Raw genomic sequence first — 22204 nt, forward strand, 5'->3', positions numbered from 1 at the left:
GAAATTTCCAGGGGTGATCCAATAAACCGTGGGTGGTCCGAGCGTGGGCCTCAGGCGGTCGCTTTCCGGCCACGCCCACGCCCCCGGAGCCGCCGGATCCCCTTCACCAGGAACACCAGCACCACCGGGATCAGCAGCAGGAACGTCACGAACAGACCCACGCCTCGGAAGAAGATCCCCCAGGTCTCGTACCCCTCCACGACGGCGCGGGACGGGTTGCCGGGTTCGTGCACCACGGTCACCGGGTCGCCTTCTGCCGGATGGAGTTCGGTGGGGATGAGGGCCCGGACGGTCAGCGGTTCGCCTGCGTCATCGGAGTAGGACACGGTGATCTGGCGATTGCTCGCCTTCTGGCCGTCCTCCACCCTGACCACGACGCCGGGCGTCCGGGCCCCGTGGGCGAGGAGGTCGTCGTCGTGGGCGACCATCACGAAGCCGGCCACGGCGAACGCGGGCCCGACCAGCAGGATCGCGATCATAAGAGCGGTGTAGAACCAGCCCTTGACCCTTGGCCACAGACCCTTCTCCGCCGTCGCTGCGGCCGGCCGTTTCCTCGGCATCGCGCCCTCTCGCCCCCTGTCCGCGGGCCGTGTGCCCACCGGTCTGTACTGTACGTGGAGCCCGGACCGCCGCCCACCCAGGCGAACATCCACACTGTGCGCAAGGCTGTGAGTATTAACCTCCGCGCCCGGCTGTTCACACTGAATTCACGCCACGCTGTGACCTGGCTCCTTGGCCCGGCGCGCCGCGGAGTGCTTCACTGAATCATGACCATTTTGACTGAACATGCAGTCGCTGACATCGAAGATCAGCAGCAGAATCCCACCGCCCACCTCATCGCCCTGGACGTCGACGGCACCCTCGTGGACCACGACGGCCACATGTCGCCCGGCGTCCGTGAAGCCGCTCAGGCCGTCGTCGCCGCAGGTCACCAGGTGATCATCGCGACCGGCCGTTCCCTGAACGCCACCCTTCCGATCGTCGAGCTCATCGGCCTCACCGAAGGCTATGTGGTGTGCTGCAACGGCGGCGTCACGCTCCGCCTCGACCCCACCCTGGCCGATGGCTACGAAGTCATCCACCGCGAGACCTTCGACCCCGCTCCGGCCCTCACCGCGCTCCGCAAGCGCCTGCCCGTCGCGAAGTACGCCCTGGAGGATTCCGAGGGCCGTTTCCTCTCCACCGAACGCTTCCAGGACGCGAGCTTCGGCGTCGAGGCCACCGCGGTCGACTTCCACGAAATGCTGGAGGCGGAAGCCGTGCGCGTGGTGGTCTTCAGCTCCGAGAACACCTCCGAGGACTTCACCGAGGCGATCGTCGGCATCGGTCTGAGCGGCGTCACCTACTCGGTCGGCTGGACGGCGTGGCTGGACATCGCCGCGGCCGGCGTCACCAAGGCCAGCGCCCTCGAACGGCTCCGGGATTCCCTCGGATGGGATGCCACGCGCACGCTCGCCATGGGCGACGGCCGCAACGACGTCGAGATGCTCGCCTGGGCCGCCCGCGGCGTCGCCATGGGCCAGGCCCCCGACGAGGTCCGGGCCGTGGCGGACGAGATCACGGCCTCCGTGGACGACGACGGCGCGGCACGCGTCCTGCGTTCCCTCCTCGCGTAGGGGCCGGGTCCGCCTCAGTCGCCGGCACCGGCCGCTCCCCGGAGCAGCCGGGTCGCCAGTCCGCGCCCGAGGAGCTCCTCGTGCCACCCCGTCCGGCCCAGGGCTTTGCTGACCGCCTGGGTCGTGATCCCGAGCGCCGAGGCCACGGTCTTGTACTGGCCGCGGACGCCGGGTGTGAGCAGGTCCACCACGCGCCACTCGGCTTCGGAACGGGCCGCCACGGTCCGGGCGACGAGCCGCAGGGCGCCCTCCGCGTCCAGCGCGGCGTCCGGTGATTCACCGGCGACCGCCACGGCATAACGAACCTGCCCCTTCTCCAGCGCCACCATGGCGCCCGTGGCCAGGTCCCGGGCGAAGCGCGCCGAGGTGTCGTCCACGCCGTGGGCCGCCCCGACCGCGGCGAGCAGTCCCGGATGGCGGGGCGCCAGCAGAGCCGCGCGCACGGCGTCGTCGGCGTTCTGCGTGGTCAGCCACCAGGTCGGTGACGCTTCGGTCTTCCGGGCCCCGAGGGCTTGCAGCGCGTCGGTCGCGTCCGGGGTCATCCGGGCGGCACGGAAGCAGACGGCGTAACTGTTCATGAGCGGAAACCTCCGGGGACGGTCGTGGGATCCGCGGCCGGGTCGGGGACGGGCGGCATGGCGAGCGCCAGCCCGGAGCGGAGGTCGACGGCGGTGAACTTCGCCGTGTAGCCGTCGCCGCCGCTGGTGTGACCTTCGAAGAGGGACAGGATCAGGAGCGCGACCCACAGCGGCGCGAACGACCAGCACAGCGCCCGCCAGCCGCCCAGCCAGGCGCCCGCGCGCGAGCCGTCGCTGATCCGGACCCCTCGCATGCCGGCCGCGAGGTCGCCCAGACCGCCGACCCGGCCGCAGATCATCCCGTATAGGAAGACCACCAGGAACCAGATCGCCGCGGCGACTCCGGCGTAGGCCCAGAAACTCGTCTGGAACGTGATCGACAGGGATCCCAGCGCGTAACTCTGGACCAGGGCGTTGAAGACCGCGATCAGCGACCCGGCGACCACCAGCACCGCCACCGCGTCCAGGGTCCGGCCCCAGAAGTGCGGCCACCCCTTCTTGGCGACGTAGAGCTGTCCGGTCCGGGGGTGCCGCAGCACGGGCCGTCCCGTGACGGCATCGACGAAGCCGGTGCGCTCCGCGGTGTTCCCGCTCATCCGTTCGTCCCTCCGACGGTCCCAGGTCCGGGCCGCGTTCCCGGCCTCCCTGCAACTGTAATGGCTGGGTTCCGGCGGGTGTTTCCCCACGACGACGGCGACCCGCCGCGGACCGTCAGTGACAGTCGCGCGGCGGGTCGCCGTCGTCGTGCGTCCGGGGCGTGCCCCGGCGGGGATCAGTGGCCCTGGGCCTGGAAACGCTCGATGGAGGCCTGGAGCTCGGCCTCGGCGGCGGCGCGGTCCGACCAGCCGGCGGCCTTGACCCACTTGCCCGGCTCGAGGTCCTTGTAACGGGTGAAGAAGTGCTCGATCTCCTTGATCAGGAATTCGTCCAGATCGCCGATCTCCTGCAGGTGGTCGAAGCGCTTGTCGGCCGGCACGCAGACGACCTTGGCGTCGCCGCCGGCCTCGTCCTCCATGTTGAAGATGGCGATCGGGCGGGCTTCCATGACGATGCCGGGGAACAGGTCCACATCCGGGTAGAACACCAGGGCGTCCAGCGGGTCGCCGTCCTCACCCAGGGTGTCGTCGAAGAAACCGTAGTGGGTGGGGTACTGCATCGAGGTGAAGAGGACGCGGTCCAGGCGGACGCGGCCGGTCTCGTGGTCCACTTCGTACTTGACGCGGGAGCCGCGCGGGATCTCGATCGTGACGTCGTGCTTCATGGGAACTCCGTAGCTTGTCGTGCCGCCTCGCGGCGTGAGGTACTGAGCGGCAGGCTGGTGACCCTGCCGCCGACTACTATTGAGGATATAGCCACGGCCTGGGATTTTCCCCGGCCGGGCAGCCCGCAGCAGGCCGATGACGCCGCCGGGCCGGGACGGTGACAGGGGATTCACGCACATGAGTAGGGTGGCGCGCGCCGCGGGTTCGGCACTCCTGGTCCTGGTGCTGCTGGCCCTGATCGTCCCCCTGGGGATCCGCTGGTCCGGGGCCTCGTTCTCCGCCTCGCCCCGGGCCCGCCGTGAGCACCCCGCCGTGGCAGCTGCCGCCCTCCGCACCGGCCCTGCAGAGCGGCGGCCTGCGTTCCAGGGCCCCGCAACCGTCTCCGTCGGCGCTGTCCGCGCTGCTCGGCAAGACCCTGGTGCCCGACGGCGACGGAAGCTTCGCCGCCCAGGTCGTGGACGCGGCGTCGGGAGCGGTCCTGTACTCGCGCACCGCTGACGACGCACGCACTCCGGCCTCCAATATGAAGCTGCTGACCGCCGCCGCGGCGCTCCAGTCGCTCGGCCCGGACAGCCGCTTCACGACCGAGGTCATCCGCACGGGTCCGTCCTCCCTGGCGATCCGGGGCGGGGGAGACGTCCTGCTCACCGCGGGCGCCTCGCAGCCGGACGAGGTGATGGGGCACGCCGGGCTGGCGACGCTCGCCGCCCGCACGGTCGCGCAGCTGCGGACCGCCGGGGTGAAGGGCAAGGTGACGGTCGCGGGGGACGCCGGGCTGTTCAGCGGTCCGGCACTGAACCCGGCCGTCGACCCGGGTGACGTCGCCGCGGGGGAGACCGCGCCCGTCGCGCCGATGGCGCTGAACTCCGCGCGCACGGACCCCGACGTGCTCACCGGACCCCGTCCGCAGGATCAGACGGCCACCGTGGTCAAGGCGTTCCTGGCCGCGCTCACCACGGCGGGCGCGACCGGCGGGAGCCCTCTGACCTTCGTGGCCGGCGGCAAGGCCGGGCCGGGCGACGTCCTGGCCGGCGTGGACTCCGCCACGGTCACCGAACAGGTGTCCTGGATGCTCCAGCACTCGGACAACTTCCTGACCGATGTCCTGGGCCGGATGGTCGCTGTGAAGTCCGGCCGGCCCGGAAGCTATGCCGGCGCCATCGCAGCCGTCCGGAGCGAACTCGACCAGCTCGGACTGGACACCCGGGGCATGGTGATCGCCGACCTGAGCGGTCTCTCGGCGGCCAACCGGGTCAGCCCCGCCCAGTTCGCCGCGCTGATCCGGCTCATGACCACCGGGTCCAACGCCGCGCTGCGGGCCGCGCTGGACGGCTTCCCGGTGGCGGGGCTCAGCGGAACGCTCAACGCCCGCTACGGAGACGCCTCCAGCAAGGGCGGTGCGGGCCTGGTCCGCGCGAAGACCGGCACGCTCAACACCGTGCTCAGTCTTTCGGGCTATGTGGTGGACGCGGACGGACGGCTCCTGGTCTTCTCCTTCATCGGGAACGGCCTCACGCCGGGCGCGGCAGGCAACAAGGCCGCCCTCGACGATTCGGCGACGGTGCTCGCCGGCTGCGGCTGCCGTTGAGACGCTCCGCCACATCCGGACCGAAAGCCCGGTGAACTGTCAGCCCGGTAGGGCAGGATGGTGACATGAGCTCTCAGTCCACACCAGCACTCATCGACTGGAATCTGGCCGCGGCCACCGCGGCACGGCTCGCCCCGGCGGGACCCCGATTGCGCCCGGCAGAGATCGCGGCCGCGGTGCAGGACATCCGGGCCAAGGCTGACGCCTCGGTGGAGCATGTGCACCGGATCACCGGCCTGGAAGCCGCCCGTGACCTGCGGGACTCCCAGGTCCTCGTGGTGGACCGGGCCGGCTGGGCGAAGGCGAACACCCAGGGTTTCGCTGCCATGATGACGCCCGCCCTCCACGCCTTCCGGGAACGCCTGGCCAAGGACATGACCTCGGGCAGCGCCAAGGTGGGCGGGGCGATCACCGGCGCGCAGATGGGCTCGGTGCTGGCCTTCCTCTCCAGCAAGGTGCTCGGCCAGTACGAGCCGTTCTCCGCCCACCTGAACCAGGGCGAGGGCCAGGCGGGGCGTCTTCTCCTGGTCGCTCCGAACATCGTGGAGATCGAGCGGCAGCTCGGCGTGGACCCGGACGACTTCCGGCTCTGGGTCTGCCTGCACGAACAGACCCACCGCGTGCAGTTCGCCGCGGCCCCCTGGCTCGCCGGCTTCATGATGGAGCAGATCGGGCAGCTGAGCGGCTCCCTGGTGGACAACGCCGGCTCCTTCCTCGAACGGGCCTCCCGCGCCGTCGTGTCCCTGAAGGAGGAACGCCAGGACCCGGACGCTCCCAAGGGTTCCATCACGGATCTGCTGCAGGGCCCGGAGGAGAAGGCGATCATGTCGCGGCTCACCGGCATCATGAGCCTGCTCGAAGGGCACGCGAACGTGGTCATGGACGCGGTGGACGCCGACGTCGTGCCCAGTGTCCGCACCATCCGGCAGCGGTTCAGCGCGCGCGGCAAGGACCGCGGCGTGGTGGAGAAGTTCTTCCGGCGCCTGCTCGGGCTGGACGCCAAGATGCGGCAGTACACGGACGGCGCGCGCTTCGTCCGCGCCGTGGTGGACAGCGTCGGGATGGAGGGCTTCAACAAGGTCTGGGAACGTCCCGAGAACCTCCCCACCGAGGCCGAGATCCACGACGCCGACACCTGGCTCGTGCGTATGGGGCTCGCCGGCGGTGTCTGAGGCGGACGTTCCGGGGGCTTCCGCGGACGGCGTGACACCCGCGGTGCCCGGCTCAGTGGACGCCGCCGATCCCGCACCCGGCCCCGACGGGCGGCCCCGCGGACGCCGCAGCAAGGGGAGGCTCGCCCCGGTCCTGGGCACGGCGCGGCTGCACCTGCGCCAGGCGCTCGAGGACGAAGGATACCTGCCTCGGAATATGGCTCGCGGTGAGCGGGCGCTGAATTCGTCGGGTGAAGGTCCGTTGAGAGTGCTCGTGGCTCTGAGCGGAGGCCCGGATTCCTTGGCCCTGGCCGCCACCACCGCGTTCTATGCCCGGGGCGGCATGTTCGAGGCCGGTGCCGTGGTGGTGGATCACCAGCTGCAGGAGGGCTCCGCGGAGGTTGCCCGACGAGCCGCGGAACAGGCCCGGGACCTCGGACTGGACCCGGTCCAGGTGGTCACCGTGACGGTCCCCGACACGGGTGACGGTCCGGAGGCGTCCGCCCGGATCGTGCGGCACGCGGCCCTGGAGGCGGCCGCCCGCGACGCCGGAGCCCAGGCGGTCCTGCTCGGCCACACCCTGGACGACCAGGCCGAACAGGTCCTCCTCGCCCTCGCCCGCGGTTCCGGGACTCGCGCGCTGTCAGGCATCCCCCGCCGGCGGGACTTCCCTGACGGTGCTTACCTGAGGCCGTTCCTGGACCTGCGCCGTGAGGACACGGAAGCCGTGTGTGAGGCGGAGGGGCTGGAGCCCTGGCAGGACCCGAGCAACGCCGATCCCGCCTTCGCCCGGTCCCGCGTGCGGACCGTGGTGATGCCGTTCCTGGAACAGCAGCTCGGCCCCGGTGTCGCCGCCTCGTTGCACCGCTCGGCTCACATCCTCGCGGCCGACGCCGCCTTCCTGGACGCCGAGTCCGAACGGCACTTCGCCGCACTCGCCGTGACCCGTGAGGACGGCGTCATCGAGCTTCCCGAGCAGGGGCTCCGTGACCTTCCGGAGGCGCTGCGTGTGAGAGTCGTCGCACTCGCGGTGACCGCGCTGGGCGGCTCGCCGAGCTACGAGAGGCTCCAGGCCGCCGTCGCGCTCCTGAAACGGCAGGGGAGTGCGGGTCCTGTCCAGTTGCCGGGCAAGGTGAGCGTGCATCGCCTGCCGAGGCCCAAAGGGGCGCGCAGGGGCAGCGGGGAGTATGGGAAACTGGTGCTCAGGAGTACCGGGGGTCGCGCGGCAGACGCGGGACTGACAGGCCAAGGCTAGACACAACAGGAGTCAGGGTGGATTCGCAGGACGTCCAGGCAGATCTCAAGGAAATTCTTCTGACCAAGGAGGAGATCCAGCAGCGCATCACGGAACTCGCCGCTCAGATCGACAAGGATTACGAAGGCCGCGATCTGCTGATCGTGGGCGTGCTGAAGGGCGCCGTCATGGTCATGGCGGACCTGGCGAGGGCACTGCACAGCCACGTGACCATGGACTGGATGGCCGTGTCGTCCTACGGCTCCGGCACACAGTCCTCCGGCGTCGTCCGCATCATCAAGGACCTCGAGACGGACCTGCTGGGCAAGCACGTCCTGATCGTCGAGGACATCATCGACTCCGGTCTGACCCTCTCCTGGCTCAAGGCCAACCTGGAATCCCGCGGCCCCGCGAGCGTGGAGATCTGCACCATGCTGCGTAAGCCGGATGCCGCCAAGGTCGAGATCGACGTCAAGTACGTCGGCAAGGACATCCCCAACGAGTTCGTGGTGGGCTACGGCCTCGACTACGCCGAGAAGTACCGCAACCTGGACTTCGTGGGCAGCCTGGCCCCGCACGTCTACGAGTAGACACCCCTTCCGGAACCCCGTCCGGACGCCGCCCGTGCTGACTCAGCAGGTGGTGTTCCGGGCGGGGTTCCGTGCTGCCCGGGGCTTGGCGAGGCCCGAGGCCAGGTGAGGCGCTGCTCGCCGATTCCGGTGCCCGAATTTAGTTCCGGTGCCGCAATTGCCGCACCGGAACGATGGTCGGGCACCGGAAGGCGCGGACCTGCCCGGCTACCGTTCCAGAGCCGGATGCCGTTTAATGTCTCCATGCCCCACAACCCTTGCGCCTCTCTCGACACCCTGGACCTAACACGTGTGAGGCCGGAGACTCCCGACCGCCGTCCCGTCCTGCACTACACGGCGGAGAAGACCTGGCTCAACGACCCCAACGGCCTGATCTTCCACCATGGGCTCTACCACCTCTACTACCAGAACAACCCGTTCGGGAACGTCTGGGGCAACATGTCCTGGGGCCACGCCACGTCCGTCGATCTGGTGCACTGGGAGGAGCACGACGTCGCCATTCCGTGCGAGGACGGGGAGGCCATCTTCTCCGGCAGCGCCGTGTTCGACGCGCGGAACACGAGCGGCCTCGGCACCGCTGAGCGACCGCCCCTGGTCGCGATCTACACGAGCGCCTACGAGGCGCCCCACCCGCTGGCCGGGCGGCAGGCGCAGTCGTTGGCCTACAGCCTCGACGGCGGCTTCACCTGGATCAAGTTCGCCGGCAACCCCGTACTGGACCGGGCTTCCAGCGACTTCCGGGACCCCAAGGTCATCCGCTGCCAGGATCCCGCCGGTGACTTCTGGCTCCTCGTGGCCGTCGAGGCGCTCGAGAGGAAAGTGGTCCTCTATCGTTCGGACAACCTGCGGGACTGGGAGTTCCTGAGCGACTTCGGCCCGGCCAACGCCATCGGCGGCGTCTGGGAGTGCCCCGACCTCTTCCCGCTGCCGGATCCCGAGCGGCCGGGCCGGGAGAAGTGGGTCCTCCTCGTGAACCTGAACCCCGGTGGCGTGGCGGGAGGCTCCGGCGGCCAGTACTTCGTGGGCGACTTCGACGGCGTGCGTTTCACCCCGGATCCCGGCTCGCTCCTGGCCGCGGGCCCTGTGGATGCGGACGGCCCCGCCTCGGACGCGTCCCCGGCGCGACTCCTCGCGGACTGCCTCTGGCTGGACCACGGTCGCGACTGCTACGCGACCGTCTCCTTCGACAGCGCTCCCGGTGAGGGCCGTGTGCTGATCGGGTGGATGAGCAACTGGGACTACGCCGTCCAGACGCCCACGGACCCGTGGCGCTCCGGAATGACGCTCGCCCGGCGGGCCACCCTGGTGTCCACGCCGGACGGCCTGCGGCTCGCTCAGCGGCCGGTCCTTCCCGAGCCCGGTGCGGGGCGGCGTGTTCAGGAGGCCCGCGACGTCGCTCTCGAACCGGGCGAACCCTTCGCGTTGGCGGACTTCCCCGACGACGCGGCGCAGCGCATCCGCCTGGCGGTCCGGCCGGGCACCGCCCCGCTCACCCTCCGGCTGTTCGACGACGGCGAGCGGGCCGCCGTCGTCCGCTACTCGCCGGAGGACGGGGTGCTGAGCCTGGACCGCCGGAACAGCGGCGACGTCGCCTTCCACGAGAAGTTCGCGTCGGTGGAACGGGTACCCGTTGCGCTGCGCGACGGGGTTCTGCGGCTCGACCTCATCCTGGACCGCTGCTCGGTGGAGATCTTCGCCCAGGACGGCCTCGTGGCCCTGACGGATCTGGTGTTCCGCGAGTCCGACCAGGTCGGCGCCTCGCTCGTGGGCGGCGCGGGCGCGGTCCTGGAGTCGCTGGAGGTCGACCGCCTGAGCTGACGGACGGTACCGCCCGACGGCACCCGCAGGCGCCCCACTTTCGCCCTGAGGGAACTTTTCGCATCCGATGTGCGTCTGATGGTGGAGACGGTGTAAAGCTAGATTCCAGAGAAGTGGGTCCAGCGCCGTGCTCGGGCCAAGCATTCGCAGGAGGGATGGGGCACACGCCCCGGTAGATGAAACTCAAAAATATCGCCAAGGGTCCCTGGATCTGGATCGTCGTCGCGGTGGCCATCATGCTCCTCGCCTTCGCCACCTTCGCGCCGGGTGGACCCGCGCAGATCGACACCAACAAGGGTCTCGAGCTGCTGTCGCAGTCGGGCAAGGTGGACCAGGCCAAGATCATCGACGGCGAGAACCGGGTGAGCCTCACCCTCAAGGACTCCCTCAGCGTCGACGGCCAGGATAAGGGCAAGGACGTCTACTTCAAGTACGTGGACGCCCGCGCCAAGGACGTCGTCACCGCGGTGAACGACGCCAAGCCGTCCAAGGGCTTCCAGGACCAGCCGGTCGAGAGCAACTGGTTCTCCGGTCTGCTGTCCCTGCTGCTGCCCGTGCTGCTGCTCGTCCTCCTCTTCTGGTTCCTCATGTCCCGGATGCAGGGCGGCGGCTCCAAGGTCATGCAGTTCGGCAAGTCCCGGGCCAAGATGCTCAGCAAGGACATGCCGCAGGTGACCTTCGCGGACGTCGCCGGCGCCGATGAGGCGGTGGAGGAGCTCCACGAGATCAAGGAGTTCCTGCGCGAGCCCGGCAAGTTCCAGGCCCTCGGCGCCAAGATCCCGAAGGGCGTGCTGCTCTACGGCCCTCCCGGCACCGGCAAGACCCTGCTGGCCCGCGCCGTCGCCGGCGAGGCCGGGGTCCCCTTCTTCTCCATCTCGGGCTCGGACTTCGTCGAGATGTTCGTCGGCGTGGGCGCCTCGCGTGTCCGTGACCTGTTCGAGCAGGCCAAGGCCAACAGCCCGGCCATCATCTTCGTGGATGAGATCGACGCCGTCGGCCGTCACCGCGGCGTCGGCATCGGCGGCGGCAATGACGAGCGCGAGCAGACCCTCAACCAGATGCTCGTGGAGATGGACGGCTTCGACGCCAAGACCAACGTCATCATGATCGCGGCGACCAACCGCCCCGACATCCTGGACCCCGCCCTGCTGCGTCCCGGCCGCTTCGACCGCCAGGTCCCGGTGGACGCCCCGGACCGCAAGGGTCGCGAGGACATCCTCAAGGTGCACGCCAAGGGCAAGCCGTTGGCGCCCGGCGTCGACCTCAACGCCGTCGCCAAGAAGACCCCGGGCTACACCGGCGCCGACCTGGCCAACGTGCTGAACGAGGCCGCGCTGCTCACGGCCCGCTCCAACGCGGACCTGATCGACGACCGTGCCCTGGACGAGGGCGTGGACCGCGTGATGGGCGGCCCGCAGCGCCGCAGCCGCACGCAGAAGGAACATGACCGCAAGATCACCGCGTACCACGAGGGCGGCCACGCCCTGGTGGCGGCGGCCCTGCACAACGCCCCGCCCGTCACCAAGGTGACCATCCTGCCGCGCGGCCGCGCCGGCGGCTACACCCTGGTGGTGCCGGACGACGATCCGCAGGGCTACACCCGCAACGAACTCCTGGACCGCATGGCCTGGGCCATGGGCGGCCGCGTGGCCGAGGAGATCGTGTTCCACGACCCCACCACGGGCGCCTCCAACGACATCGAGCAGGCCACCACCACGGCCCGCCGCATGGTCACCGAGCTCGGCATGAGCGAGAAGGTCGGCGCCATCAAGGTCGCCGGCGGCGTCTCCAACGTCATGGGCGCCGGCCGCGGCGGCGATGACAGCGGAGTCACCATCTCCAACGAACTCGCGGCTCTGGTCGACGAAGAGGTGCGCCGGCTCCTGGACGACGCCCATGACGAGGCGTACTCCGTGCTGACCGAGAACCGGGACATCCTGGACGCCATGGCGCTGGAGCTCCTCGAGAAGGAGACCATCAACCAGGCCGATGTGGAGCGTCTGACGGCAGGCGTGCGCAAGCCCGTCCAGCGTCCGATCTGGCTCTCCAAGGAGTCCCGCCCGGTGCAGCACATCGCGCCGGTGCAGTCCAGCCGCGAAAAGGCCCAGCTGGCCGCTCAGCAGGTCCCGGCCTCGGCCGAGTCGGACTCCGCACCGCATGTGATCGAAGATGACGGACAGCCCGAAGGCCCGCAGGGTCTCTGAGCCGGACGGCTAGGATGCTTAGGTGACTCACATCGACGACGACGTCCCCAGCACTGCCTCGGGCGCCGCCTCAGCGGACAGCCCCATGGACCTGCCGCGCATCGAGGCGGCGGTCCGGGAGATCCTGATCGCCGTGGGGGAGGACCCGGACCGCTCCGGCCTGGCCGACACCCCCGCCCGGGTGGCGCGTGCCTACGCCGAGATGTTCTCGGGCATCCACCAGGACCCGGGATCGGTCCTCCAGACCATGTTCGACATGGACCACGAGGAACTCGTGCTGGTCAAGGACATCCCGTTCTACTCGACCTGTGAGCACCACCTGGTCCCGTTCCACGGCGTCGCGCATGTGGGGTACATCCCCTCGCACGACGGCATGGTGACGGGGCTGAGCAAGCTGGCGCGCCTCGTGGACATCATCGCCCGCAGGCCGCAGGTGCAGGAACGGCTCACCACGCAGATCGTGGAAGCCCTCGTGACCCACCTCAAGCCGCGCGGCGCCATCGCCGTCGTGGAATGCGAACACATGTGCATGTCGATGCGGGGCATCCGCAAGCCCGGCGCCAAGACCGTCACCAGCGCGGTCCGCGGGCAGCTGCACGACCCAGCCACACGAGCTGAAGCCATGAGCCTGATACTCGGAAGGTAATACCCTATGGACTCGCTTGCCGCAGCACCGGGAACCGGCCCGGCCACCAATCCTTTGCCCGTGATCCGGAAAGCCAAAGCAGCAGCCCGATTCGAAGACCTCCCCCAGGACCGCACGCTGGTCATGGGTGTGCTGAATGTGACGCCGGATTCCTTCAGTGACGGGGGCCAGCACACGAACGCGGACTCCGCGATCGCGTACGGGCTCCGCATGTTCTACGGCGGAGCCGACATCCTGGACGTCGGGGGCGAATCCACCCGTCCGGGTGCGGAAGCCGTGAGCCCTGAGGAGGAGCAGCGCCGCGTGCTCCCCGTGGTCGCGACGCTCGTGAAAGCCGGGGCCCTCGTCAGCATCGACACCGTCAACGCCTCCACGGCCGCGGCCGCGCTGGACGTGGGCGCCTCCATCGTCAACGACGTCTCCGGCCAGCGGGTCAGTGACGAGATGATCCAGCTCGTGGCCTCCCGCCGCGTGCCGTACATCCTCACCCATTCCCGGGGCGACTCGCGGACCATGGACTCCCTGGCCGACTACACGGACGTCGTGTCCGAGGTGGTCGCCGAGCTCGAGGAGCTGCGCGCCCGCTTCCGGAGCGCCGGCCACGCCGATGAGCGCCTCATCCTCGACCCCGGCCTCGGCTTCGCCAAGCAGGGCGAGCAGAACTGGGAACTCCTCCGCGGCCTGGGCCGTCTGCAGGACCTGGGCCACCGCGTCCTGGTGGGCGCGTCCCGGAAGCGCTTCCTCGGCGAGCTGCTCACCTCGGCCGGCAAGGCCGCCGCTCCCGTGGAGCGCGACGCCGCCACGCTGGCCATCACCGCCCTCTCCGCCGGGAAGGGCGCCTGGGCCGTCCGCGTGCACGACGTCGGCCCGAACCTCGACGCGGTGAAGGTCGCCGCGCGCTGGGCGGCGTGAGCGGCATGAGCGCGGCGGGGACCGGCGGCGTGCGCACGCTGGACCGGATCGAACTCCGCGGAGTCACCGCCACCGGCTACCACGGGGTCTTCGACTTCGAACGCCGCGAGGGTCAGCCGTTCGTGGTGGACCTCGTGATGCACCGGGACTTCCGCCGTGCGGCCGAGACCGACGACGTCGAGGACACGGCCCACTACGGGCTCGTGGCCGAAGCCGTGACGGCCGTGATCGAGGGGCCCGCCGTGAACCTCATCGAGAAGCTGGCCGTCCTGATCGCCCGCGCCGTCCTGGCGGGCTTCGATGTGGAGTCCGTCGAGGTCACGGTGCACAAGCCCAAGGCGCCCATCGAGGTGCCGTTCGGGGACGTCGCCGTCGTGGTGTCCCGTTCCCGTGCCGATTTCCCCGGACTCGAAGGAGGTTCCGCATGAGCCGCGCCCGAGCCATCCTGGCCCTCGGAAGCAACCTCGGCGAGCGTCAGGGCACCCTGTCCGCCGCCGTCGCCGATCTGGTGAATCACCCGGCCGTGCACCTGGTGGACATCTCGCCGGTCATCCAGACCAAGGCCGTGGGCGGTCCCGAGGACCAGCCCGACTACCTGAACATGGTCCTGGCCGTCGACACTGAACTCGAACCGCTGGACCTCCTGGCCCACTGCCAGGCCGTGGAGCAGATGCATCACCGGGTGCGGGAGGTCCGCTGGGGGCCGCGCACGCTGGATGTGGACGTGATCGTCTTCAGTGACGTCCAGAGTGACGATCCCGTCCTGACCCTGCCGCACCCGCGGGCCGCCGAGCGCGCGTTCGTCCTGGTCCCGTGGGCGGCGATGGATCCCGAGGCCACCCTGAACGGCGCCCCGGTCCGTGAGCTGGCCGTCGCCGCGGCCGACTACCCCGACGTCGACGAGTACGACGAGTACTGATCATGCGCCTGATGCGACCCGTCCAGCTCGCCGGGCTGGCCCTTGCCTTCCTGGTGGTGGGACTCCTGGTCTCGATGATCGTGCAGCGGTACGGTCTGCCGGTGCCGCTGCTCCCGCTCGCCGCGGTGTTCAGCATGCTCGCGATCGCGCTGCTGACGTTCCTGCTGGGCTGGCGCGTGCACCGCTGGAAGACCGCCAAGGTCAAGAAGCAGCTCGACCCGATCCTGGCCGCCCGGACCCTGATCCTGGCGCAGGCCGGAGCGTACGCGGGCACCGTGCTGTTCGGCTGGCATGTGGGCATCCTGCTGGAGCAGCTGCAGTTCCTGCAGTACTCCAGCGCCGTGGACCATGTCATCACGGCCGCCGTCATGGCCGGCGGCGGGGTGGTCATGCTGGTGGTGGGGTTGATCGTGGAGCGCTTCTGCCGCATCCCTCCGGAGGACGACGGCGGCGCGGACAGTGGCAAGGACAAGGGGACCGAGGGTGAGTATGCCTGAGCCGGTGAACGGGCCGGCGTCGAACGGCGCCGGTGGCGGCAGCTCGCGCGCCGGACGCCTGCGCGTCGGAGTGATCGGCGCCGGGAAGGTCGGTGCGGTGCTCGGGGCCGCCCTGCGCTCGGCGGAACATCAGGTCTCCGGGGTGGCGGCGGTGTCCGAGGCGAGCCGGGAACGGGCCGAGAACCTGCTGCCGGGCGTCCCGGTGCTGGAACCCGGCGAGATCGTCGCCGGAAGTGACCTGGTGCTCCTGGCCGTCCCGGACGACGTGCTCGGCGAGCTGGTCTCGGGCCTGGCCTCGCTCGGGGCGTGGCGGCCGGGACAGCTCGTGGCGCACACGTCCGGCCGCTTCGGCGTCGGCGTGCTGGATCCGGTCCGGGCGGCCGGCGCCATTCCGCTGGCCATCCACCCGGCCATGGCGTTCTCTGGCCTCAGCCTGGATCTCGGCCGGCTTCAGGACTGTGTCTTCGGGGTGAGCGCCGACCCGGCCATGCTCCCGATCGCCCAGGCGCTCGTGATCGAGATGGGCGGCGAATCCGTGGTCATCCCCGAGGAGCAGCGCGTGCTGTATCACGCGGCCCTGGCGCACGGTTCCAACCATCTCGTCACCCTGGCCTCCCAGGCGGCGCAGGTGCTGCGGGAGATCGGCGTCGCCGATCCGGAGCGCCTGCTCGGTCCGCTGCTCCGTGCCTCCCTGGACAACGCCCTCGTCTCCGGGGAGTCCGCGCTCACCGCGGGCCGGTCTCGCGCGGCGACGCCGGCACCGTGGCCTCCCACCGCGAGGCGCTGACCGGCCGCGACCGTCTGCTCCGGAACGCCCCGGGCCGCGGGGAGGATCAGTACGCGGTCCCGGGCGACGATATCCTGGACTCCTATCTCTCCATGGCCCGTGCCACTCTTCAGCGCGCCGTCCGCCAGGATCGCCTCCGGGCGGGCCAGGCCGCGGCGCTGGGTGATGTCCTGGGCTGAGGGAGCCCGCAGCACGTCACATCCCTGATCCGGCCCTGCGCCGGAGCAGGCCGAAGAAGAGGTCCTCATGAGCATCGAACTGGTCACCACCAAGGCCGCACTCCGTGCCCGCCTGGCGGAGGCGGCGGCGTCGGGGGTCTCCTCGGCCGGGTTCGTGCCGACCATGGGCGCCCTGCACCAGGGTCATGCCACGCTCGCGCGTCAGGCGGCCCGGGAGAACGACTTCGCCCTCGTCAGCATCTTCGTGAACCCGCTGCAATTCGGCGAGGCCGTGGACCTGGAGCGCTACCCGCGCACCCTCGACGCCGACCTCGCCCTGCTGGAGGAGGCCGGCGTGCAGCTCGTCTTCGCCCCCGAGGTCGAGGAGATGTATCCGCTGGGGGAGCCGGGGGTCCGGGTGACGGCGGGCCCGCTCGGCGGCAAGTGGGAGGGGGCCTCCCGCCCCGGGCACTTCGACGGCGCGCTCACCGTGGTGTCGAAGCTCCTGCACCTGGCGCACGCCCCCGTGCCGGTGAACCGCGCGTACTTCGGCCAGAAGGACGCGCAGCAGCTCGCCCTGGTGCAGCAGATGGTCGCCGATCTCGATTTCGACGTGCGGATCGTGCCCGTGCCGATCGTCCGGGACGCCGACGGGCTGGCCCTGTCCTCCCGCAACCGCTTCCTGTCGCCCGAGCAGCGCGAATCCGCTCTGGTGCTCTCGCGGGCGCTGCGGCTCCTGGAGACCCGGGCCGCCGCCCACGAGCCCCTCGACCTCGAGTCCGCAGCCGACCTGGTGCGTTCCGCGCCCGGCGTCGAACTCGATTACTTCGAAGTGGTGGACCCGCGCACGCTCGAGCCGCTGGCGGAGAACTGCAAATTCACCCCGTTCAGGGGTGACGCACTGGCCATCATTGCGGCTAAACTTAGTTCTGTGCGTCTGATCGATAACACACCGCTTTCTGCCTAGGCGAAACCCAGCCTTCCTCCCGGAGTCCTCTGTCAGGGACTCCCTGGAAATGCTCGGAGTGCGCCATGCGGTGTGCCGGCTTCCGCGGCCCGGCTTCGCCGTGCCCTGATCGCCGTTTCCGCTATCCCTCCCGCTCGGAAGAGCTCTGGTGCCAGGCCTGTCCTGTCCCCTCTTCCGTCCGGGAAACCACCGTTGCCGGTCCCGCAGCCCGTCGTTCCCCGACGCCGGCGGTCCGGCGGCATCTCGCTCCCCTTTGATTCACTCGCAAGGACGTGACATGACCTCCGACATCAAGAACCCCTCCGGCGGGCCGCTCGACGCGCCCGCCGCGTACGACTCACCGCCCGAGGCCACCCTGACCGCGCCCGAGACGGGTGCGCCGGAGAAGCTCTCCCGCGAAGTCGTCGTGATCATCAGCGTCCTCCTGGTCTCCACGTTCACGGTCTTCCTGAACGAGACCATCATGAACGTGGCCCTGCCGCGCCTCATGACCGCGCTGGACGTCTCCGAGAGCACGGTCCAGTGGCTCTCCACCGGCTTCATGCTGACCATGGCCGTGGTCATCCCGACCACGGGCTTCATCCTGGAACGGCTCCGCACACGGCAGGCGTACTTCCTGGCGATGGGGCTGTTCACCCTGGGCACCGTGATCGCCGCGGTCGCCCCGGGCTTCGGGGTGCTGCTGCTGGGCCGCGTGGTGCAGGCCACCGGCACGGCCATCATGATGCCGCTGCTCATGACCACCATCCTGACCCTGGTCCCGATGAACAAGCGCGGCATGGTGATGGGCAACATCACCATCGCGATGTCGGTGGCGCCGGCACTCGGCCCGACCGTCTCGGGCCTGATCCTGGAGCACTTCGAGTGGCGCTTCATGTTCATCTTCGTGCTGCCGGTGGCCATCGTGGCACTGCTGGTCGGCGCGAAGTACCTCGTGAACGTGGGTGAGCCGGGCCGTCAGCGTCTGGACATGCTCTCGGTCCTCCTGACCATCCCGGCGTTCGGTGGCGTGGTCTACGGCCTCAGTCAGATCGGCGGCGGCCACGGTGGTCAGGCGGGCCCCAGCTCCGGCGCCGTCGTGGCGCTGGCCGTGGGCGTGGTCTCGCTGGGCCTGTTCGTCTGGCGCCAGCTGGTCCTCCAGCGGACCGGCGCACCGCTCCTGGACCTGCGGGCGTTCAACCACCGGATGTTCACGGTCTCCGTGCTGCTCCTGGTGGTGGCCATGGTGGCCCTGTTCGGCACCGTGATCCTGCTCCCGCTGTTCCTGCAGAAGGTGCTGGGCGCGGAGCCCCTGGTGACCGGTCTGGTGATGCTGCCCGGTGGCCTGGCGATGGGACTCTCCGGTCCCTTCATCGGCCGGATGTACGACAAGATCGGACCCCGGCCGCTGACGGTCACCGGTTCAGCCCTCATGGTGCTGTGCCTGTGGCAGTTCGCCATGATGAACGCGTCGACGCCGATCTGGTACGTCACGGTCATCCAGACGGTGCTCAACTTCTCGTTGGCGCTGCTGTTCACCCCGGCGTTCACCAACGGCCTGAACCCGCTGCCGCCGCAGCTGTACTCGCACGGCTCCGCCATTCTGGGCACGCTCCAGCAGGTGGCCGGCGCGGCCGGAACCGCGCTGCTCGTGGCACTGTTCGCGGCGGGGACCGCCCTCCACGGTGATCTGTTGGACGGCACGCGGATCGCGTTCCTGACGGCGGCCGGTGTGGCGGTGTTCGCCGTCGTGCTCTCCGCCATGATGCGCAGGACGGAAGGCGCCGGTCACCACTGACCGGCGCCGACCGCAGGCGTGACGCAGGACCGGCCGTGTCCCCTCAAGCTGAGGGGACACGGCCGGTCCGTTTGACAGGTCAGGCAGAAGCGGGCGTCAGCCGGCGAAGAACTCCGCGAGAGGCTCGATCAGACGGGCGGGGGCGCGGTTCACGCCGTCGTGGCCGAGGCCGGGGATCACGCTGTACGCGGAGCCGGACAGGACCTCGTGCAGACGGCCGCAGGCCACCCCGAAGTACGCCGGGCTCTTCTCGCCGACCATGATGAGCGTCTCGAGCGGCAGTTCCAGGAACGGCTCGGCGGACATGTCCGCGGCGATCATGGCCTTGATCTCGCGGACGCCGTTGGGGAGCTGTTCGCGCATCTCCTTGCCGAAACCCGTGGTGGCGGTGAGCTTGTTGCCGAGCGTCAGCATGTGCAGTGGCATGCGGGACAGGGCGCCGTGCGGTTCCAGGCCTCGCATCACGATCGCCAGGGCCTTTTCGGTGTCGCCGGCGGCGCGGGCGGCCTCGTACTCGCCGATCCAGGGCGCCTGGACGCTGCCGTCGATCGAGACGGCCGGGTCATAGACGGCCAGGTGATCCACGGGGATGCTGCGGGCCGCGTGCAGCACGAGAGCCCCGCCGAAACTGTGGCCGAAGAGATCGCGTGTGCCGGTGTGGTCCAGCACGGCCTTCAGATCCTCGACGTCCTGCTCGAGCGAGTAGGAGTCGGTCTGCGGGGTCGACTTGCCCTGGCCACGGCGGTTCAGCACGTGGATCGGCCGCTTCAGCGCCTCGGAGAGGGCCTTGGCGAATTTGGCGTAATCGGCGGCGGTGACCAGTGATCCGATCACCACGACGACGCCCGGCCCCGCGGCGTCCTCGCCCCCGGCGTAGGTGTTCAGTTCCAGCTCGGCACCGTCAGAGGTGCGCACCAACTCACGCTTCATGACAAGAGCCTAGCGGAGCAGTCTGGACGAGTCATGAACCCGTCAGGCGGCGGCGTCCGCCGTCCCCCGCTGCGCCGGCTTCCGCTTCCGTCCGCGGTGCTGTTCCTCACGGCGCGCCGTGCACGTGGAACTCGGCGAGGGCGGTGACGAGCCGCTTACCGACGGCCGGGACGGAGCCGTGCACGCAGCGCGGCACCTGGCGCAGCGGACCCGGCACGGAGCTGTGGAGGAGGCGCGCCGTCTGCTTGAAGTACTCGGGGCTGCGGGCGCCGTAGAAGATGCAGCACTCCTGCGCGATGCCGGCGAAGTCCTCGGCGTGGGCCTCCTCTTCCAGGGCCGCTTTCAGCTCGCCGACGGCGGCGGGCATGAGTTCCGCGAACATCCTGTTCGCCTTGGTCCGGCCGACGGCTCCGAAGAGCAGGCCGAGGATCGGTTCGGGCGCCCGGGAGAGGGCGGTGCCCGGCAGCATGCCCCGCCGCATGCGCGCCATGGCGCGGGGGACGTCGCCGTCGTTCACCGCCTGGGAGAAGGCGGGCAGCCAGTCCACGGGAGTGCTGCCGTCGATGTTGACGGCCGGGTCGTAGACGGAGAGGCGGGAGACGCCGAGCCCGGAGCCGCTGTGCCGTGCCGCGTTCAGCACCACGGCCCCTCCCAGCGAGTGTCCCAGCACGTGCTTCGCCCCGGTGTGCCGCAGCACGGCCTCCAGGTCCGCGATCTCCAGATCCATGCCGTACTCGGGGCCCTGTTCGGGGGACTGGCCGTGGCCGCGGCGGTCGTACACGTGGACGGACCAGCTGCGGCCGTCGTCCTCGGATTCGAGGGCGGTCACGAACGCCTGCGCGAAAGGACGGTAGAGCGCCGCGGTGAGGAACGCCCCGCCGACGACGACGAGGCTCCGGTCCGCGTCCGACTCGCCATAACTGTCCATCGCCAACTCCGCCCCGTCCCCGGCACGGACGATGGATTCGGTGCGGGGAACTTCCAGGACCTTCCGGAACTTCACGACCCCATGCTAGCGTCCAGGTGGGCACGCTCTGCGTCACGTAAACTAGGGGACTGTGACTGCTGAAAACCCCACCCCCCATTCCGAGGCCTCCGACGCGAACGAGCAGATGCGGGTTCGCCAGGAGAAGCGCCAGAAGCTGCTCGAGCTCGGCATGGAGGCTTACCCGGTAGGGGTGGAGCGCACTCACTCGCTGGACGAGATCCGCGAGAAGTACGCCCACCTGGTGGCCGATGAGACCACCGGCGACGTCGTGGGCGTCACCGGCCGCGTGGTGTTCGTGCGCAACACCGGAAAGCTCTGCTTCGCCACCCTCCAGGACGGCAACGGCGTCCGCCTCCAGGCCATGCTGAGCCTGGCCGTGGTCGGTGAGGAAGCCCTCTCGCAGTGGAAGTCCCTCGTGGACCTGGGCGATCACGTCTTCATCAAGGGCGAGGTCATCTCCTCCCGCCGCGGTGAGCTGTCGATCATGGCCGAGTCCTGGCAGATGGCCTCCAAGGCCCTGCGCCCGCTGCCCGTGCTGCACGCCGGCCTGAACGAGGAGACCCGCGTCCGTCAGCGGTACGTCGACCTCCTGGTCCGCGACGAGGCGCGTCAGATGGTCTACACCCGGGCGTCCATCACGCGGTCCATCCGCGAGACGCTCAACCGCCACGGCTACGTGGAGGTGGAGACCCCGATCCTCAACCTGGTCCACGGCGGCGCCTCGGCCCGTCCGTTCGAGACGCACCTCAATGCCTTCGATCAGAAGATGACCCTGCGTATCGCCACGGAGCTGTATTTGAAGCGTGCCGTGGTCGGCGGTATCGAACGTGTCTATGACATGGGACGTGTCTTCCGGAATGAGGGCGTCGATTCCACGCACAGCCCGGAATTCACCACTCTGGAATGCTATGAGGCCTGGGCGGATCAATTCGTCATGGCGGAGCGCATGAAAGAGATCATCCTGGACGCCGCGGACGCAATTGGCGCCGGCCGGGTGATCCAGACGGAGGCCGGTGAAATCGACCTCGGCGGTGAATGGGCGTGGCTCGGTGTGTATCCGGGTCTCTCCAGCGCCGTCGGTCAGGAAATCACCCCGGACACCACGGAAGAAGAACTGCGCGCTATCGCCGAAAAGCACGGCGTGAAGATCGACCCCGCGTGGGGTGCGGAAAAACTCGTGGTGGAGCTTTTCGGGGAGATCGTGGAACCGACTCTGCTGAATCCGACTTTCGTCTACGATTACCCGCCGTCGGCCCAGCCCCTGGCCCGTCCGCACCGCGAGGACGGCCGGCTGATCGAGGCCTGGGATCTGATCATCGGCGGCATGGAACGCGGCACCGCGTTCTCCGAATTGATCGACCCCGTCATCCAGCGTGAGCGCCTGACGGAGCAGTCCCGTCTGGCCGCGGCCGGCGACGACGAGGCCATGCAGCTGGATGAGGACTTCCTCCGTGCCCTCGAGTACGGCGCCCCGCCCATGGGCGGCATCGGTCTCGGTGTGGACCGCCTGGTGATGCTTTTCACGGGAGCCGGAATCCGCGAGACGATTCTCTTCCCCCTCCTCAAGCCTGAGGCGAACTGA

Annotated in this window: 21 protein-coding genes and 1 pseudogene; 16 read left to right on the top strand and 6 right to left on the bottom strand. The window is 69.7% G+C overall.

From position 1 onward, the window contains the following. Positions 1-50: 50 nt before the first annotated feature. Positions 51-560: a DUF3592 domain-containing protein gene (locus QFZ52_RS15700; RefSeq protein ID WP_307498545.1), complete on the bottom strand. Its 510-nt coding sequence runs from the start codon at positions 558-560 to the stop codon at positions 51-53. A gap of 207 nt (positions 561-767) precedes the next feature. Between QFZ52_RS15700 and QFZ52_RS15705 the strand changes: the two genes are divergently transcribed. Beyond that, positions 768-1616 (top strand): HAD family hydrolase, encoded by an 849-nt coding sequence (locus tag QFZ52_RS15705; protein ID WP_307498546.1) that lies wholly within the window; start codon positions 768-770, stop codon positions 1614-1616. A gap of 14 nt (positions 1617-1630) precedes the next feature. On the opposite strand, the gene QFZ52_RS15710 is transcribed toward QFZ52_RS15705, so the two are convergent. The 3 genes from QFZ52_RS15710 to QFZ52_RS15720 all read right to left on the bottom strand — a co-directional run bounded on the left by QFZ52_RS15710 (position 1631) and on the right by QFZ52_RS15720 (position 3455). After that, on the bottom strand, positions 1631-2194 hold the full coding sequence (locus tag QFZ52_RS15710; RefSeq protein WP_307498547.1) for a hypothetical protein: 564 nt from the start codon (positions 2192-2194) through the stop codon (positions 1631-1633). Further along, on the bottom strand, positions 2191-2790 hold the full coding sequence (locus tag QFZ52_RS15715) for a hypothetical protein (protein WP_307498548.1): 600 nt from the start codon (positions 2788-2790) through the stop codon (positions 2191-2193). Before QFZ52_RS15715 ends, QFZ52_RS15710 begins: the two co-directional genes overlap by 4 nt. Positions 2791-2966: 176 nt before the next feature. Continuing rightward, positions 2967-3455 carry an inorganic diphosphatase gene (locus tag QFZ52_RS15720; protein WP_208187406.1) on the bottom strand — a complete coding sequence of 163 codons (489 nt, stop codon included), beginning with the start codon at positions 3453-3455 and terminating at the stop codon, positions 2967-2969. 299 nt (positions 3456-3754) lie between these two features. On the opposite strand from QFZ52_RS15720, the gene dacB reads away from it, so the two are divergent. The 14 genes and pseudogenes from dacB to QFZ52_RS15790 all read left to right on the top strand — a co-directional run bounded on the left by dacB (position 3755) and on the right by QFZ52_RS15790 (position 18704). Beyond that, entirely contained in the window at positions 3755-5044 is a 1290-nt protein-coding gene (gene dacB, locus QFZ52_RS15725) for a D-alanyl-D-alanine carboxypeptidase/D-alanyl-D-alanine endopeptidase (protein ID WP_307498549.1), read from the top strand. 65 nt (positions 5045-5109) lie between these two features. After that, positions 5110-6216 (top strand): zinc-dependent metalloprotease, encoded by a 1107-nt coding sequence (locus QFZ52_RS15730; RefSeq protein ID WP_307498551.1) that lies wholly within the window; start codon positions 5110-5112, stop codon positions 6214-6216. Next, complete coding sequence (gene tilS / locus QFZ52_RS15735; RefSeq protein WP_307498552.1) at positions 6209-7450, top strand: tRNA lysidine(34) synthetase TilS; 1242 nt, start codon at positions 6209-6211, stop codon at positions 7448-7450. The genes QFZ52_RS15730 and tilS overlap by 8 nt, the downstream gene beginning before the upstream one ends. 17 nt (positions 7451-7467) lie before the next feature. Further along, positions 7468-8019, top strand: coding sequence for a hypoxanthine phosphoribosyltransferase (gene hpt / locus QFZ52_RS15740; RefSeq protein WP_066213334.1), 552 nt, complete (start codon positions 7468-7470; stop codon positions 8017-8019). A gap of 243 nt (positions 8020-8262) precedes the next feature. Further along, a complete protein-coding gene (locus QFZ52_RS15745; RefSeq protein WP_307498553.1) occupies positions 8263-9837 on the top strand; it encodes a glycoside hydrolase family 32 protein in 1575 nt (524 codons plus the stop codon). A gap of 176 nt (positions 9838-10013) precedes the next feature. Continuing rightward, a complete protein-coding gene (gene ftsH, locus QFZ52_RS15750) occupies positions 10014-12041 on the top strand; it encodes an ATP-dependent zinc metalloprotease FtsH (protein ID WP_307498555.1) in 2028 nt (675 codons plus the stop codon). A gap of 22 nt (positions 12042-12063) precedes the next feature. Then, the gene (gene folE / locus QFZ52_RS15755) at positions 12064-12687 is read left to right on the top strand and encodes a GTP cyclohydrolase I FolE (RefSeq protein WP_373425689.1); all 624 of its coding nucleotides are present in this window, start codon (positions 12064-12066) and stop codon (positions 12685-12687) included. Between the two features lie 6 nt (positions 12688-12693). Further along, the gene (gene folP, locus QFZ52_RS15760; RefSeq protein ID WP_307498557.1) at positions 12694-13599 is read left to right on the top strand and encodes a dihydropteroate synthase; all 906 of its coding nucleotides are present in this window, start codon (positions 12694-12696) and stop codon (positions 13597-13599) included. 38 nt (positions 13600-13637) lie between these two features. After that, positions 13638-14027, top strand: a complete 390-nt coding sequence (gene folB, locus QFZ52_RS15765; RefSeq protein WP_278269185.1) for a dihydroneopterin aldolase — start codon at positions 13638-13640, stop codon at positions 14025-14027. Then, a complete protein-coding gene (gene folK / locus QFZ52_RS15770) occupies positions 14024-14518 on the top strand; it encodes a 2-amino-4-hydroxy-6-hydroxymethyldihydropteridine diphosphokinase (RefSeq protein WP_307498558.1) in 495 nt (164 codons plus the stop codon). The genes folB and folK overlap by 4 nt, the downstream gene beginning before the upstream one ends. Before the next feature lie 11 nt (positions 14519-14529). Further along, entirely contained in the window at positions 14530-15015 is a 486-nt protein-coding gene (locus QFZ52_RS15775; protein WP_307498559.1) for a DUF3180 domain-containing protein, read from the top strand. Continuing rightward, positions 15008-15981, top strand: a pseudogene (locus tag QFZ52_RS15780) (Rossmann-like and DUF2520 domain-containing protein). Before QFZ52_RS15775 ends, QFZ52_RS15780 begins: the two are co-directional and overlap by 8 nt. A 67-nt stretch (positions 15982-16048) precedes the next feature. Continuing rightward, the gene (panC, locus tag QFZ52_RS15785) at positions 16049-16927 is read left to right on the top strand and encodes a pantoate--beta-alanine ligase (protein WP_307498560.1); all 879 of its coding nucleotides are present in this window, start codon (positions 16049-16051) and stop codon (positions 16925-16927) included. A gap of 277 nt (positions 16928-17204) precedes the next feature. After that, positions 17205-18704 carry an MDR family MFS transporter gene (locus QFZ52_RS15790; RefSeq protein WP_307498561.1) on the top strand — a complete coding sequence of 500 codons (1500 nt, stop codon included), beginning with the start codon at positions 17205-17207 and terminating at the stop codon, positions 18702-18704. Positions 18705-18800: 96 nt separating this feature from the next. Here QFZ52_RS15790 and QFZ52_RS15795 read toward each other — a convergent pair whose 3' ends face one another. Together QFZ52_RS15795 and QFZ52_RS15800 are read right to left on the bottom strand one after the other, a co-directional pair. Then, a complete protein-coding gene (locus tag QFZ52_RS15795; protein ID WP_307498562.1) occupies positions 18801-19634 on the bottom strand; it encodes an alpha/beta fold hydrolase in 834 nt (277 codons plus the stop codon). Between the two features lie 106 nt (positions 19635-19740). After that, positions 19741-20637 (bottom strand): alpha/beta fold hydrolase, encoded by an 897-nt coding sequence (locus tag QFZ52_RS15800; protein ID WP_307498563.1) that lies wholly within the window; start codon positions 20635-20637, stop codon positions 19741-19743. 109 nt (positions 20638-20746) lie between these two features. Between QFZ52_RS15800 and lysS the strand changes: the two genes are divergently transcribed. Next, on the top strand, positions 20747-22204 hold the full coding sequence (lysS, locus tag QFZ52_RS15805; RefSeq protein ID WP_307498739.1) for a lysine--tRNA ligase: 1458 nt from the start codon (positions 20747-20749) through the stop codon (positions 22202-22204).

This window comes from Arthrobacter woluwensis (assembly GCF_030816155.1).
In the GTDB taxonomy this organism is placed as follows: domain Bacteria; phylum Actinomycetota; class Actinomycetes; order Actinomycetales; family Micrococcaceae; genus Arthrobacter_E; species Arthrobacter_E woluwensis_A.

Coding starts and splice junctions, on each gene's coding strand:
- QFZ52_RS15700 (WP_307498545.1), bottom strand. CDS start 560: ATGCCGAGGAAACGGCCGGCCGCAGCGACGGCGGAGAAGGGTCTGTGG.
- QFZ52_RS15705 (WP_307498546.1), top strand. CDS start 768: ATGACCATTTTGACTGAACATGCAGTCGCTGACATCGAAGATCAGCAG.
- QFZ52_RS15710 (WP_307498547.1), bottom strand. CDS start 2,194: ATGAACAGTTACGCCGTCTGCTTCCGTGCCGCCCGGATGACCCCGGAC.
- QFZ52_RS15715 (WP_307498548.1), bottom strand. CDS start 2,790: ATGAGCGGGAACACCGCGGAGCGCACCGGCTTCGTCGATGCCGTCACG.
- QFZ52_RS15720 (WP_208187406.1), bottom strand. CDS start 3,455: ATGAAGCACGACGTCACGATCGAGATCCCGCGCGGCTCCCGCGTCAAG.
- QFZ52_RS15730 (WP_307498551.1), top strand. CDS start 5,110: ATGAGCTCTCAGTCCACACCAGCACTCATCGACTGGAATCTGGCCGCG.
- QFZ52_RS15745 (WP_307498553.1), top strand. CDS start 8,263: ATGCCCCACAACCCTTGCGCCTCTCTCGACACCCTGGACCTAACACGT.
- ftsH (WP_307498555.1), top strand. CDS start 10,014: ATGAAACTCAAAAATATCGCCAAGGGTCCCTGGATCTGGATCGTCGTC.
- folP (WP_307498557.1), top strand. CDS start 12,694: ATGGACTCGCTTGCCGCAGCACCGGGAACCGGCCCGGCCACCAATCCT.
- folK (WP_307498558.1), top strand. CDS start 14,024: ATGAGCCGCGCCCGAGCCATCCTGGCCCTCGGAAGCAACCTCGGCGAG.
- QFZ52_RS15775 (WP_307498559.1), top strand. CDS start 14,530: ATGCGACCCGTCCAGCTCGCCGGGCTGGCCCTTGCCTTCCTGGTGGTG.
- panC (WP_307498560.1), top strand. CDS start 16,049: ATGAGCATCGAACTGGTCACCACCAAGGCCGCACTCCGTGCCCGCCTG.
- QFZ52_RS15790 (WP_307498561.1), top strand. CDS start 17,205: ATGACCTCCGACATCAAGAACCCCTCCGGCGGGCCGCTCGACGCGCCC.
- QFZ52_RS15795 (WP_307498562.1), bottom strand. CDS start 19,634: ATGAAGCGTGAGTTGGTGCGCACCTCTGACGGTGCCGAGCTGGAACTG.
- lysS (WP_307498739.1), top strand. CDS start 20,747: ATGCGGGTTCGCCAGGAGAAGCGCCAGAAGCTGCTCGAGCTCGGCATG.